Origin of the sequence: Halobacillus sp. H74 (assembly GCF_052246715.1) — a bacterium.
GTDB lineage: Bacteria > Bacillota > Bacilli > Bacillales > Halobacillaceae > Halobacillus > Halobacillus litoralis_A.
The window spans coordinates 248,271-262,657 of the sequence record NZ_JBQQCI010000006.1 but is presented as its reverse complement, the minus strand read 5'-3'; the positions used below and the strand labels follow the sequence as shown (position 1 = coordinate 262,657).

Annotated in this window: 13 protein-coding genes and 1 tRNA gene; 4 read left to right on the top strand and 10 right to left on the bottom strand. The window is 43.4% G+C overall.

All coding sequences use genetic code 11. From position 1 onward, the window contains the following. Positions 1-88: 88 nt before the first annotated feature. The 8 genes from ACTWPX_RS15385 to ACTWPX_RS15350 all read right to left on the bottom strand — a co-directional run bounded on the left by ACTWPX_RS15385 (position 89) and on the right by ACTWPX_RS15350 (position 10,378). Positions 89-1,420, bottom strand: a complete 1,332-nt coding sequence (locus ACTWPX_RS15385) for an ABC transporter substrate-binding protein (protein WP_443120502.1) — start codon at positions 1,418-1,420, stop codon at positions 89-91. A 270-nt stretch (positions 1,421-1,690) separates the two neighbouring features. Then, positions 1,691-3,166 (bottom strand): L-arabinose isomerase, encoded by a 1,476-nt coding sequence (araA, locus tag ACTWPX_RS15380; protein WP_443120501.1) that lies wholly within the window; start codon positions 3,164-3,166, stop codon positions 1,691-1,693. Further along, positions 3,153-4,853: a ribulokinase gene (locus tag ACTWPX_RS15375; RefSeq protein WP_443120500.1), complete on the bottom strand. Its 1,701-nt coding sequence runs from the start codon at positions 4,851-4,853 to the stop codon at positions 3,153-3,155. Before ACTWPX_RS15375 ends, araA begins: the two co-directional genes overlap by 14 nt. 21 nt (positions 4,854-4,874) lie before the next feature. Continuing rightward, on the bottom strand, positions 4,875-5,567 hold the full coding sequence (gene araD / locus ACTWPX_RS15370; protein WP_443120499.1) for an L-ribulose-5-phosphate 4-epimerase: 693 nt from the start codon (positions 5,565-5,567) through the stop codon (positions 4,875-4,877). Positions 5,568-5,930: 363 nt separating this feature from the next. Next, on the bottom strand, positions 5,931-6,986 hold the full coding sequence (locus ACTWPX_RS15365; protein ID WP_443120498.1) for an arabinan endo-1,5-alpha-L-arabinosidase: 1,056 nt from the start codon (positions 6,984-6,986) through the stop codon (positions 5,931-5,933). 51 nt (positions 6,987-7,037) lie between these two features. Then, positions 7,038-8,192, bottom strand: a complete 1,155-nt coding sequence (locus ACTWPX_RS15360) for a family 43 glycosylhydrolase (protein WP_443120497.1) — start codon at positions 8,190-8,192, stop codon at positions 7,038-7,040. 404 nt (positions 8,193-8,596) lie between these two features. Then, positions 8,597-9,733, bottom strand: coding sequence for a GntR family transcriptional regulator (locus ACTWPX_RS15355; RefSeq protein WP_443120496.1), 1,137 nt, complete (start codon positions 9,731-9,733; stop codon positions 8,597-8,599). 572 nt (positions 9,734-10,305) lie between these two features. Next, positions 10,306-10,378, bottom strand: a tRNA-Val gene (locus tag ACTWPX_RS15350). A gap of 251 nt (positions 10,379-10,629) precedes the next feature. Between ACTWPX_RS15350 and ACTWPX_RS15345 the strand changes: the two genes are divergently transcribed. The 4 genes from ACTWPX_RS15345 (at position 10,630) to ACTWPX_RS15330 (ending at position 13,134) form a co-directional block, all read left to right on the top strand. Next, positions 10,630-11,358: an alpha/beta hydrolase gene (locus tag ACTWPX_RS15345; RefSeq protein WP_443120495.1), complete on the top strand. Its 729-nt coding sequence runs from the start codon at positions 10,630-10,632 to the stop codon at positions 11,356-11,358. A 35-nt stretch (positions 11,359-11,393) separates the two neighbouring features. Then, positions 11,394-11,909 carry a YjcG family protein gene (locus tag ACTWPX_RS15340; protein ID WP_443120494.1) on the top strand — a complete coding sequence of 172 codons (516 nt, stop codon included), beginning with the start codon at positions 11,394-11,396 and terminating at the stop codon, positions 11,907-11,909. A 4-nt stretch (positions 11,910-11,913) separates the two neighbouring features. Next, positions 11,914-12,339, top strand: coding sequence for a GNAT family N-acetyltransferase (locus ACTWPX_RS15335; protein ID WP_443120493.1), 426 nt, complete (start codon positions 11,914-11,916; stop codon positions 12,337-12,339). A gap of 117 nt (positions 12,340-12,456) precedes the next feature. Next, a complete protein-coding gene (locus ACTWPX_RS15330) occupies positions 12,457-13,134 on the top strand; it encodes a DUF421 domain-containing protein (RefSeq protein ID WP_443120492.1) in 678 nt (225 codons plus the stop codon). Here the strand turns inward: ACTWPX_RS15330 and ACTWPX_RS15325 are convergent. Next, entirely contained in the window at positions 13,114-14,025 is a 912-nt protein-coding gene (locus tag ACTWPX_RS15325) for an MBL fold metallo-hydrolase (RefSeq protein WP_443120491.1), read from the bottom strand. The genes ACTWPX_RS15330 and ACTWPX_RS15325 overlap by 21 nt on opposite strands. Positions 14,026-14,051: 26 nt before the next feature. Further along, entirely contained in the window at positions 14,052-14,351 is a 300-nt protein-coding gene (locus ACTWPX_RS15320; RefSeq protein WP_443120490.1) for a hypothetical protein, read from the bottom strand. Between the last annotated feature and the right edge of the window lie 36 nt (positions 14,352-14,387).

The following is a 14,387-nucleotide window of genomic DNA, read 5'->3' as shown; positions in this document are numbered from 1 at the left end:
TATTATAAAAGTTATCCAAGATAATTTATTTATGATTTCCTAGACCATAAGAAAGCGGCAAGGGAGAATTACTCCTTGCCGCTTCTTTTTATTGCATGTCTCTTATTTTATCAGCTGCTTCATTTAATGCTTCCTCAGGTGATTGAGATTGCTGTCTTAATACATTCTCCGCAACATTTGTATTGTATTCTGTCGCTACATCTGGGGTATGTTCGGTTAAGTGGATTTCGTTGATTTCATCTTTGACATCGATTAGCATATCAAAGATGCCATCTCCGAAGTAATCATAATATTTATTGTCTTGTTTTACAGCATCGCTTTCCCATACATCCCAGCGAGGAGGATCAAATCCTAGGACTTGCCACAAATTCACATTTCCTTCTTCTGAAAGCTTGGTGAAAGCCAAAAATTCTTTAGCAAGCTCTGCATCTTCCGTTTGGTTCGTGACGACCGTACCCGTTCCTCCCATACCAGCTGTTCGATCTCCGCCTTCTTCCCAAGCAGGGAGCGGACGAATTGCCATCTTCTCTTTCAAGTCAGGCATACTATCGATAAAACGTCCCATATACCAAAGTGGCGCTAAGACTGTAGCTGCATTTCCTTCATTCATATATCCATAAAACTCTTCCGTCTGATTCATACCACCTGGAGTTAATTCTGCAATATTATGTTTGTAAAGGACATCGTTAAGGAACTGGAGCGTATCAACGTTAGTTTCATTATCAAGCGTTACTTCTCCATCTTCATTGAAGAAATCGGACTCTTGCTGCGAAACCATCGGGAAGAAGTCCATTAAGTAATCTGTCGTACCGACATTCCACATGACAGCATCGGTGTTTTCTACTACTTTCTTACCTGCTTCAACGAAATCATCCCATGTTTTAATTGAATCGATATCCACACCTGCTTGATCCATGATTTCTTTATTATAATACATGACCGTTGCCCCGACATGGGTAGGAGCTCCGTAATATTTTCCATCTTTTGCATACATTTCAAAACGAGATGTGACGGAGTCTTCCAAGACTGGTTCCACATATTCGTTCAAAGGCTCAAGCTGCGGTTCCCCTTGCATGTAGTTGGCATATTTGCTCTGCTCAATATCAACAATGTCGGGTGCGCCCTTTCCCGATTGTAAAGCCAGCAATAAATTGTTATGCATTTGGTCATAAGGATAAGTTTCAGCTACTAATTTAATAGGGCGATCCGGGTTTTCTTCATTCCATCGCTCAGCTGAATCACGAAATAAATCGACGTGCTGACCAACGAATGTCCAAAAGGTGAGTTCCGTGGCTCCTTCCACATCTTCTCCAATGACTTCTGTTTCTTCCGCGTCTCCTGATGCTTCATCTCCTCCCCCACATGCGATCAATACAAGTGCCATAAGAGAAAACAATAAAACTAACAAACCTTTCTTCATCTTATTTCCCCCTCCAGGTTAGTGAAATGCTGATACTGTTCCTTTTAAATTTTCCTCTTGAAGTCTAAAGCATCGAAAATGATAGCGCATACAAAAATTGAAAATCATTTGATAGGTTGGTTATATAAAATAGTATCACTTCCTTTATAAGTGGTCAATAAGTTTATTGACAAACCAAATAACTTATACGTACATATGAAAAATCCCACCTTACCTCCCCCGTCTAAAATCGGAGAAACAGGGGATCCGCTGTCCACGAATCCTCACCAATTAACTCCATACCGCTTGATTCCACTTTAATTCATTGCGAAACTGCCTCATATTCAAATCTTCATCAATCACCAGACACTCGATACCTGCCATGTCGGCAAAGTCACATAATTGTTCCGTGGTGACTTGGAAGGAAAATACCGTGTGATGAGCACCGCCGGCATGAATCCATGCTTCTGTAGCCTGAGACAGCGATGGTTTAGGTTCCCACATGAGCTTTGCAACAGGGAGGTTCGGAGTGCTGAATTCCGGCTGATGAGCCTGCACTTCGTTGATAATCAATCGATAGCGGCCGCCCATTTCGACAAGGGACACATTGATGCCTTCTCCCCCTTGGCCATCAAACACAAGTCTTGCAGGGTCTTCCCGGTCCCCCATTGTTAACGGATGAACCACTATGGTAGGTTTCGTTGCGGAGAGCGTCGGGCACACTTCAAGCATGTGTGAGCCTAAAATCATTTCCTTTCCTTTTTCTAAATGGTACGTATAATCTTCCATAAAGGAGGTGCCTTTATTGTCGGCCATAATCTTCATCATCCTTAAAAGGGCAGCTGTTTTCCAGTCTCCCTCTCCGGCAAAGCCATAGCCTTCCGCCATCAACCTTTGCACAGCTAACCCCGGCAGCTGCTTCATACCATGCAAGTCTTCAAAATTGGTTGTAAACGCATTGTAATTCCTTGAAGATAGAAATGACTTCAATCCAAGCTCTATACGGGCCTGTTCCTTTATGGATTCTTTCACCTCTTCTCCATCCCCATCAAACTCATACAATTCTGTATAAGTATGATATAAATCATCCACTTCCTGTTCAGTAACTGTTTTGATTTCCTCTACCAAATCTCCAATTCCATAATAATCTACCGTCCAGCCGAATTTCATTTGGGCTTCCACTTTATCTCCATCGGTTACAGCTACATGACGCATGTTATCCCCAAAACGAGCAACGCGAATGCTGTTTCCTTCTGTATGAGCGACTGATGTTCTCATCCAGTCGGATATTTTTTGGACAACAGCCTCATCCTGCCAGTGACCTACAACCACTTTGCGAGCGATATCCAGCCGGGAAACCATAAATCCAAACTCCCGGTCTCCGTGAGCTGACTGGTTCAAGTTCATAAAATCCATATCGATCGAGTCCCAAGGCACTTCCCGATTATATTGAGTATGCAGATGAAGCAAAGGCTTTTGTAGTGCCTTCAAACCAGCAATCCACATTTTTGCAGGTGAAAAGGTGTGCATCCAGGTCACTAAACCGGCACATTGTTCATTCCTATTTGCTTCCCCCATCACTTTATGGATGTCTTCAGATGAGGTTAAGACGGATTTAAAGACAATTTTAAAGGGTAAGTGCTGGGATTCATTCAACTGATCTACGATTTCTTCGGAGTGAGCCTGGACTTCTCTTAGTGCTTCCTCTCCGTATAAATGCTGGCTCCCTGTCACAAACCAAAATTCATAAGGCCTAGTTTTTAACATACAAATTCCCCTTCCCCGTGTTCGCCGGCTTTCTAAGCGCTTTCAATCGTTTCATGACTTGATTTTCTCCTCTGCCAAAGTAGTCATGAAGAGTCGAATATTCCTTGTATAATTCTTCATAGATTTCAACGTGCTCGGGAATCGGCTCAATCGTTTCTTCTTTTATCCGTGCCATTTGCTCGGCAGCATCAACGACATGATCAAATCCACCTCGCTCTTTGCCGGCCGCAATCGCTCCAAACATTGCTGCGCCCAAAGCCGGTGTTTGCTTGGAATCCGCAACCTTGATCGTCCGGTTCGTTACATCCGCATAAATCTGTAGCAATAATTTGTTCTTTTGCGGGAGGCCGCCGCACGCATACAATTCTTCTACTGGTACACCATTCTGATGGAAAGCATCGACGATTTTCCTTGTTCCAAATGCGGTTGCTTCAATAAGCGCACGGTAGATTTCTTCGGGTTTCGTTTGCAGGGTAGCACCGATGAGAAGTCCGCTTAATTCTGTATCAACAAGGACAGAACGGTTTCCATTCCACCAATCTAAAGCAAGAAGGCCCGTTTCCCCTGGGAAATAATCCGAAGCTTTTTGTTCTAAATATTGATGAACATTCAAACCTTGGTCATGAGCAGCATCCTGCACAGAGGATGGAACCCCATTATCGACATACCAGGCAAAGATATCTCCGACTGCCGACTGCCCTGCTTCATATCCGTACAGCCCAGGAATAATCCCGTCTTCTACCACACCACACATGCCCTCGACATGTTTTTCTTTCTCCCCTAGCAGTAAATGGCAAATGGATGTCCCCATAGCCATGACCATTTTTCCAGGTGATGTCACTCCAACAGCAGGAACAGCTGCATGGGCATCGACATTTCCCACTGCTACAGGAGTGCCTTCCAATAAACCAGTCCTTTTCGCCATTTCCTTTGTTACGCCGCCAGCCTTAGTGCCTAACGAGACAACTTTCCCTCTTAGCTTTGTAGCTGTTATATCTGCTAAGCGAGGATCCAATGCCTGAAAAAAGTCTCTGCTTGGATATCCCTCTTGTTTATGCCATATCGATTTATAACCAGCCGTACAGCTGTTTCTTAGAAGGGTTCCCGTCAGTTGGGAGATAACCCAGTCTGTTGCTTCTACAAATTGATCAGTAGCTTGATAGATTTCCGGCGCTTCATCAAGAATCTGCCAGATTTTTGCGATCATCCATTCCGAGGATATTTTTCCTCCATACCGTTTCAAAAATTCTTCCCCGCGCTGTTCAGAGATAGCATTCAGCTTATTAGCCTCATCCTGGGCCGCATGGTGCTTCCATAATTTCACCCATCCATGCGGATGGTTTTTCCATGCCTCACTATACGATAGTGGTAAGCCTTTTGCATCAATCGGGAGCATCGTACAGGCGGTAAAATCAATCCCCAGACCAATAATATTTTCAGGATTAACACCAGAAGTCTTGATCACAGCAGGGATCGATTGCTCTAGAACTTCAATATAATCATTCGGGTGCTGAAGGGCCCATTCATGCCCAAGTTCAACATTTGTCGCGGGCAGACGTTCATCAATGACACCGTGACGGTAAGGAGTCACATGATCAGCGACCTCTTCCCCATTGGCCAATGACACTAATACCGCTCTTCCTGACTCTGTGCCATAATCGACTCCAATAGCATATTTTGTTGACATTCAACGTTCCTCCTTATTCAATCATTGACCGTAATACGCATTGATACCATGCTTCCGCAAATAATGCTTATCCAATAAAGCTTGATCCATTTTTGGAGTATCCGGATTGATTTGATAGGTATGCAAGGCCATTTTCGCTACCTCTTCTAAGACAACGGCATTGTGTAGCGCGTCTTTCGGATCATACCCCCAATTAAATGGGGCATGGCTATGAACAAGTACACCAGGTATCTGTCCCGGCTGAAGCCCTCTCTTCTCAAATGTTTCAATGATGACGTTTCCTGTCTGCTCTTCATAATCCGTATTAATTTCCTGAGGGGTCAGTTTACGCGTACAAGGAATCTCCCCGTAATAGTAATCTCCCTGCGTAGTTCCCAAACAAGGAATATCTCTTCCTGCCTGGGCCCAGCTCGTTGCCCAAGGCGAATGGGTATGTACAACGCCGCCTAGATACGGATATTTCCGGTATAGGGCTACGTGTGTCGGTGTATCTGATGATGGTTTCAAGTTTCCTTCCACTACATTCCCCTGAAGATCGACCACAACTAAATCTTCAAGCGTCAGCTCTTCGTAAGGTACTCCACTCGGTTTAATCACCACAAGCTGCTTTTCTTGATTAAAACCGCTTACATTTCCCCATGTAAATGTAACAAGATGATGTTTGGGAAGATCTTGGTTTGCCTCAAGTACTTGCTGTTTTAAATCCTCCAGCATTGTGAGCCACACTCCTTCCAACTTATACGTATATTTATTGGTGTTTGATTTTATATTAAACCAATTCGTACGTACGTTCAAGAATAAATTTGACAGAAAATTAATAAGTTTATTTAACTTTGCCTCAAAATACAGTTATGACAACATTCAACTGTCCTCCATAAGTTTTAATAAGTTGTAGAACAAAAGCTCAGTCACCCTGGAGGAAGGTGATATTTCCTTCCAAAGCACGGGTTGCTTATGTCGCGAGGGGGGTGGGCGTTGGAGCTTAAATAATACTTATCTACAATTAAATATCCTATAATTTCCTAGACTATAAAAAAGACAGGAGCCTCTCTCAAACTCCTGTCTTTCCCCATTCATTTATTGCGTCAGGACCGGCCAGCCGTCCTCCCAGGACAAGCTTCTCACCTGCATACGAATGGTTCCATCCGCATCGCCGTCATAGTAGTGGTGAAGCAAATAGTCGCGTCCACGGTCTTTGATATAATCCTGTCCGCCTGGACCGACTTGGTTGCCATCATTCGTTAAGATTACTGTTCCTCCTCCTTCTAAAAGCGGTACACCTTCTTTATCTACATAAGGACCGGTGATAGATTCCGAGCGTCCGATAGCCATCTTGTACGTACTATCTAAACCCGCACAACAGCGATCCCATGAAGTCACTAAATAATAATATTTCCCTTTTTTGAACACAGTTGGTCCTTCGACAGTATTATGTTCCGTCGTCTGATCACGGCTTGCGATTGAATAGACAGGCCCGACTGGTTCAGTCATATTTTCAAGCTCCTGCATATGAATCCCGCTGAAATGAGAGCCAAAGACCATCCACCATTTCCCTTTATCTTTTACGACCATCGGGTCAATAGCATTGTAATTGACCTCCCCTGGTTCTGATGTTAATACAGGACCAAGGTCTTCCCATGAATTCACGTCTCCCGGGGTTTTCGTTTTGGCAGCCCCGATCGCGGAGTTGTTCGTACCAAAAATAGATGCAGCATAATAAAGATAAAAGGTGTCGCCTTTCTTCACAACATGCGGCGCCCACAGGTGAGCGACATTATAGGCTTGAGTCCACTCAGGTGTGGGAATTTCACCAATCGCTTCCCATTCGCCTCCAATGGTTTCTTCTGACTTACGGATAAAAATACCGCCAGGCTCATCCGTTGTTCTCAACGCTCCTGTGGATACCACATAGTACGTATCCCCATCCTTAAATATCGATGGATCATGAACAGGGTCATCAATTTCTTCTGGCACAAAATCTCCAATATCGCCTGTCATCTCAATTTTCCCTTCAGGGGGAGACGCATCGCTTTTCGCCAACCCAACCTCATTCCCCACGGCAAATACTAACAAAGCAGCCAGACTAAAGGCAGCAATAATCCAACCTTCCCCCAACCTTTTTTTCAATGTCATGAAACCTCTCCTTTATTTGAAATAGGTTCTTTAAGCACCAAAAACTGTATCTTATTTGACATGAACGGTTGCTCGTACTTTTCTTTTTTCCAAACGAAGACCTGGATATCCAAAGTACGGTGTTCCATCCTTTTTCCAGAACATCCTCTGAGTCCGAGCATGACGATTGTAATCGTACAACGGATTACCTGTGATCCTTTTGTAGGGCCGGGCATGATATACAAGCAAATCGGTGCCATCTTTATCTGTTGTAAACGAGTTATGCCCTGGTCCGTACTCTTCTGTCTCTTCACTGGACACAAAAACTGGTTCGGGATGTTTGATCCATGAGTCAGGATCTAATAAATCACTGTGCTCACCGATCTCAAGCAGCCCCATCGCATATCGATCATCCGTTGCACTTCCGGAGTAACTGATAAACACGCGGCCATTTCGGCTGATCATAGCCGGGCCTTCATTGACATCAAACCCCTGTACTTCCCACTCATACTCAGGAGTAGCTAGTAACACCTGCGGTCCTTTGATGGTCCATGGGTTGGCCATTTCTGAGATGTACAAGTTAGAGATCGTATCTTCTTGAACTTTTTGCGCCCACACAAGAAAGCGCTTACCATTATGTTCAAAAGTGGTTGCGTCTAATGAAAAACTTTGGAAGTCCGTATTGATCTGTCCTTTTTCCACCCACTCACCTTCCAATGGATTGGCTTGATCATTTTCCAAAACATACGGACGTATCGCCCACACATCCCCTTTTTCTCCTCCTGCAAAGTAGATGTACCACTTGCCATCAATGAAATGTATTTCAGGGGCCCAAATATGTTCTGACATTATGCCGCTCTCATGCTTTTCCCAAACAACCACTTCCTCGGCATCAGGCAATCCTTCAATCGAGCTTGCTCTGCGTAGGACAATGCGGTCATAAAGCGGATGGGAAGCAGTGAAATAGTAGAAACCATCTTCATGGAGATAAATATAGGGATCCGCTCTTTGTTCAATCAACGGATTCGGGTAATCTTTGTCCTGAATGGTCCCTTCTACTTTAAAGCTCCCAGGTATTTGAAAATCCTGTTCTTTCACGGCGTTCCATTTGACCTCGACATCTGCCTCTACCTCTTCATCAATAGTGATGTTCACTCTAGATGGCAAATCAGGTGGAACGCCTCGACTAGTATGGACGTCAATGTTAGGAATCGTTTTTACTTTCATGTTTCTCCCTCCTTTTGACATCATTATACATACACTAACTTATCCATACAAGTTAAAATATTCAGTAAATTTTACTGATACTCATACTGATAAGAAAACTAAAAAATAAAGAAGGGGGTGGGGCAAAACACTAACTGCCACTAGAAAAGACGAACAATAGGGTGGAATGGCTCGAATGGAGCGTAGGCAACATACGTAGACTCTCCTGTGGGAACAGCACGAGGCAAAGACCCCAGAAGTAAAAGCGGTCTTTGCTTTCTGAGGAGACTGAGGCCGTGCCCGCGGAAAGCGAAGAATGTTGCCGGAGCGGCGTATGCATGTATTGATTCATAAAGAAAACCCGAACGAATTCGTTCGGGTTTTCTAGCGGGAAAATTCTTTGTAACAGCCTCTTCTTTCCATTATTATGTTGCATCCTGTAAGCTTTTACTTGGCGTGCTGATTTTTTTAGTCGATTGGCGCAACACCAATTCCGGGGAATAAATCACGCTTTGCACTTCTTCCCCCGCATCTTTGTTCATTTGTTTCCGGCTAATCATGCTTAAGATTAACTTTCCAGCCGTCTTTCCTAAATCTGATTTCGGATGTTCAATGGACGTAAGCTTGACTTCCGACATTTCTGCCAAAAAAGAATTATCATATCCAATGATTGATATATCGTCCGGTACTCGAAGCTGATGCTCGCGAATGATATGCAATAGCTTCATGGCCAGTTCATCGTTATAGCAGACAACCGCTGTCGGATGAGGTCCCTGCTGATTTAAGAAGCATTCAAATTCTTCGATCGGCTTCGTATGTTTTCCGGAGGTATTATAGGTAACTATATGCTTCGGAGTAATCGGCACCCCATACTCCCGGTGGGCTTTCAAGTATCCCTTCATCCTAAGCGTTCCCTGCATGTCATCGGTTTTGAAAAAGCCAAGGATCTCCTTATGGCCATTTTCGATCAAATGCTCTGTCTGCAGAAATGCCCCTCGTTCGTCATCCACGACGACTCTTACGGGCTCCAGTTCATCATAATAGGCATTTATCATGATGTAAGGAATATCAAGGCGTTCAAGATTTAAATAATAATTGATATTCGGATTTGTGAAGGCACTCTGGGTCGGCTCAATAATCGCTCCATCAAACCCCTGCGTGATAATCTTTTCAAGATAAATTCTCTCTTTTTCATGGTCATTGTTTGTATTGAACAATGTGACATGATAGCCCTGATCACTCAAGTACGCTTCAGCTCCGCGAATGATCGAAGGAAAGATATAGTCGGAAATGTACGTCGTCACAATCGCAATATTCTTCCTGGAGCCGGCTTCCTTTCTCTGCTGATCTGTACGATCCGCACAAAAAGTCCCAGCCCCTTGCTCGCGGTAGAGCCAGCCTTCACTGACAAGCTCCCCAACCGCCAGCCTGACCGTATGTCGACTTACATTAAACTGACGCATCATTTCGCTTTCTGAGGGAATCTTTTGATGCGGCTCATACGTACCATCTAAGATTTTCGATTTAATCGATTTTTTGACGATGCTATATTTGGTTTCCATTCCTTCACCTCGTTCCAACATATTCGTATAAGTAAGCATATCACATTTTAGCAGGTAATTTCACATCACTGGAAAAATCGTTGTTGATCTATGTATTTATTTTCTTGTTCAGAGGACTTCTTGGCCATTGATCATCTACACTTCTTCATCTATGGTAATTTTGTCGCGACCTTAATAAGTTCAGCAACTATTTGAAGCAGCTAAAGAACAGCCGCATCACTAGAGGCTTTTCTTATCTTTAGCTTTAGCGTGTGAATTAGAATTAAGAGCATTAAGTACATAATGGAGGGATGAAGAAGTAAATGGAGGCTGGAGAATTGTGGAATGAAAAGGATTATCACTCTGTACTTTTCTAATGCTCTGACATTCGGATCACAATGGTTATTTATGGTCATGCAATTAGAACAGCATATCAGAAAGCAACTAACAAAATGGATGAAGCATTTTACAAAAGGGCAAACAGCTAGTTTTTCCTTTTGGTCCACAATCGGTACACTTTTCCTAAAAAATAAAAGAAGTGACGCGGCCTCCCCTATGCTAGGAAACCGCGCCACTTCGGCACTTTGTATGGATGATTCCGATTGGGCTCGAACCAACGACTTCCACCCTGTCAAGGTGGCGCTCTCCCAACTGAGCTACGGAATCGTATGTAGGAATTTGTCGGCTTTTCTTGCTGACAAGTAATAATATACTACGGATCGAAAAAGGTGTCAACAGAATATAAAGATTTTTTTAAGTAATTGTAAACCACACTTTTCCCTATCTAATTTTGGCTAAAACCCATCTGTTCAACTTTTTGCACAATTCTATGATAAAATAGAAAATGGAACGTTTACATGTATAGGATTAGGGGAATTTTATAATGAATTTCCATGCTGTGAGGAGGTGCTCGGAACATGGGTAGAGATGGATCCATGACAGAATATACGATAGACAGCCAATATTTGAATGAAACGATGAAATTAAGAGTGTACACACCTAAAAATTTCTCTCCATTGTATAAGTACCATTTCTGTATCATGCAGGATGGAAATGACTATTACTCAATGGGGCGTGCGGCCACGCTGAGTGATAAGTTGCATAAAGATGAGAAAATCGATAACACGATTTTCATCGGCATTCATTATAATGACAAGTACGACAGGCAAGACAAGTATCATCCAGATGGGAAAAAACAATCGGATTATGTGAACTTTTTGATCCGCGAGGTCGTCCCTTTCCTAGATGAGGAGCTTCCTGGGTACTGCATGGGACGCGGCCGTACGCTTGTCGGTGATTCGCTGGCAGGAACGCTTGCGTTGATGACGGCGGTGAAGTTCCCGAATATCTTTGGTAATGTGATTATGCAGAGTCCTTATATCGACCAACATGTGAGAGAGGTTGTAGAATCGACGAAGGATTTCTCTTCTCTGACGATTTATCATACGATCGGAAATGAAGAGACGGATGTTGAAGGGACGGAAGGTACACGGAAGAATTTCTTAGCGCCGAACCGTGAGCTTCGTGACTTTTTAAATCGTCAACCGCTCGCTTATACTTACCACGAACTCGATGGTGACCATACCTGGGGAACGTGGCAGAAGGATTTTGAACGTGCTTTATTGAAAATGTTTAGTAAGGAGTAACGTAATATATAGGAAGAATCAGGAGGTTTAGTCCAATGAGATACGGAATAGCAGTTTTTCCATCAAAAAAAGTACAGGATGTGGCGAATTCTTACCGCAAACGTTATGATCCCCATTACGCGTTGATTCCCCCACATATTACGATGAAAGAGCCTTTTGAAGCGGATGAGAGTGAAATTGAGAGTAAAATCATCCCTGAATTAAGTGAAATCGCAAAAAACACAGAGCCCTTTTCTTATGGTGTTTACAAAGTAAGCTCTTTTTCACCAGTAACCAACACGATTTACTTAAAGATTGAACCTTCAGATGAGATTTTTGAATTGAATGATATGCTTCATGCGGGTGAGCTTCCTGAAGAACGGTATTTTTCTTTCGTTCCTCACATCACCATTGCCCAGAAACTTTCTGATGAAGAGTTTTCCGATGTCTTTGGCAGTATGCGGATGTTGAACTTCGATCTTGAGGATCATGTCGACCGCTTCCAGCTTCTTTACCAGCTTGAGAACGGTGCTTGGAGTGTTTATGAAACGTTCCGCCTTGGTAAAGGGTGATTCCATGGATATTTTGAAGGTTTCAAATAGTGTTCAAAAAGACGACGCGTACCATGTTAGACGCGTCGTCTTTGTCGACGAACAGAAAGTACCTGAGGAATTGGAAATTGATGAGTTCGATGATACCGCGATTCATTTAGTCGGTTACGAAGGAGAGCAGCCTGTTGCGGCTTCCCGCCTCCGCTTCGTCGAAGGATATGGAAAGCTCGAGCGCATCTGTGTTACAAAAGAACAGCGTGGCCGATCATATGGCAAGCAGATTATCAAAGCCATGGAAGAAGTCATCCGTGAGCATGGATATAGCAAAGCCAAACTGAACGCGCAGACCCATGCAGAAGCGTTCTATGAATCCATCGGTTATTTGACTGTTTCTGATGAATTTCTCGATGCCGGAATCCCTCATGTAACTATGACAAAAAGTCTTTCATGAATAAATATTGAAACCCCTGCCTAATTTTCATATAAAAGGCAGGGGTTTTCGTTTAGAATAAAATTCTTTTGTCTAGAATGTAGCGTATAGGACTTGAGAGAAGGATCGTGAGCTTCCATGGAATATTTACAAATTACGACGGAGACTATATTCGGTTTCGCCGCCCTTTTTGTAATGACAAAAGTGCTCGGCAAATCGCAAATCACTCAAATCACTGCATTCGACTTCATTGCTGCCCTCGTTCTTGGTGAATTAGTAGGAAACGCCCTTTATGACCCTGAAGTGGGTATCCTTGATATCGGCTTTGCGGTTTTATTATGGACTCTGTTGATTTATGGAACAGAAATTGTTACAGAGAAATTCAAAGGCAGCCGTAAATTATTAGAAGGAAGCCCTTCCCTCGTCATTTATGAAGGAAAAGTTGATCGGAGCCAATTAAAGAAAAGCAAACTGGATATCAATCAGCTCCAGCACCTGCTTCGTTCCAAAGATGTTTTCTCTTTCCGGGAAGTTCAGTATGCGGTGCTGGAAACTGATGGTACAATTTCCGTGTTGAAAACCTCCCAGTACCAAACCGTGAATCGCAAAGACATGAACTTGACACCAGAGGACGTACCTCTTCCACGGACAATCATCAGTGACGGGGAAATCTTATGGGACAATTTACTAGAAACGGGCTTTGATGAGAAATGGATTGAACAACAACTGAAAGCACAAGATTATAACGAACCAGCGGAAGTGATGTATGCCGAATATAAAACAGGGGATAAAGATTTATATATCCTCGGTATGTAAGATCGGATAAAACATCCAACGGTTGTCGACAATGCGGTCCTCGATGAGGGCTGCTTTTTTTAATCCGACAAGATATGCGGTCACTGCCGTGCGATACAGGAGCCATTGAGATAATTGAGGGGCCTGGACGTCATAGTGTGCGCACATATCCGCGACAATTTCTTCTTGCGTAACAGCTTTTGCTTCTTTAATATAGCTGTGTAACCAGTCCAGAAGCTTTTGATGATAGACGATATTTTGCTCAATCGTTTCACAAGGGTCCTCTTCAAATTCACCATGTCCCGGCAAAGCACCTTCACACGGAATCGTCAAAAGCCGTTTAAGACTTTCCATGGTCATGGAGGCATCTGTGATATAAGGTATTTTGTGCTTATGTAACGTATCTTTACTGAAATAACTGTCTGCGGCATATAAAATGCCATCTATTTTCAAGGCAATCTGATTGTAACTGTGGCCAGGCAATAAAAATGCTTCCACTGTGATCGATCCTACTTCCAAAGGTCCCTCATTCACCACTTCATCAATGCGTACGGGCGACCCCTGTAAAAACTTGTTTTGTAATTCCGGGAGCGGATCATTTCCACCGAAAAGGTACAACGGTTCTAAAGATGGATTTCGCAGGATAGCCTCCTCAAATACAGGCGCTATCGTATGGACGTCATATTGCTCTTGAATATAGGCGGCTCCACCATAATGGTCCGCATGAGCATGCGTAATAAAAAGGTGCGTCAAAGGGAGCTCCCGTTTCTTAAGCTCTTTGAGCACCTTTTTAACAGACGAACGGTCAATGCCAGCATCTATCAGCACCCCGCGTGTCCCTTGATTCACATATCCGATATTGACAGAACTATGGTAATAGTAGCAATGGTCATTGAGTTGGTGAAAAGACATAAACTACACGGCTCCTTTAGCTTTTATTATATAGTTTCACTAAAGTTGCCCCCTTTTCCTGTCACCTCTGAATAAACAGTTTCACTGATGACCTTTTTTACAGGGGAAACAGGCTGAGTGGAGGCGTGGAATTCGGAAGAAGTATGGAGTCCACTCATTTGTTGATAGTCAAGCCGGTCCCGTTCGCGTGGTTGATCATGCTTCATTTTGCTGTCCAGGCTTGCCTTGAACACTCTCTCTAACGCAAATGGTGAACGTTCCGTCTGGATTGTGCGGGCTTGATAATCCTGATATTGAAATTGATTGACAGGTAAAATGTATCCCATATCGACTCCTCCTTGGTATTCTATACCCTGTTTCTT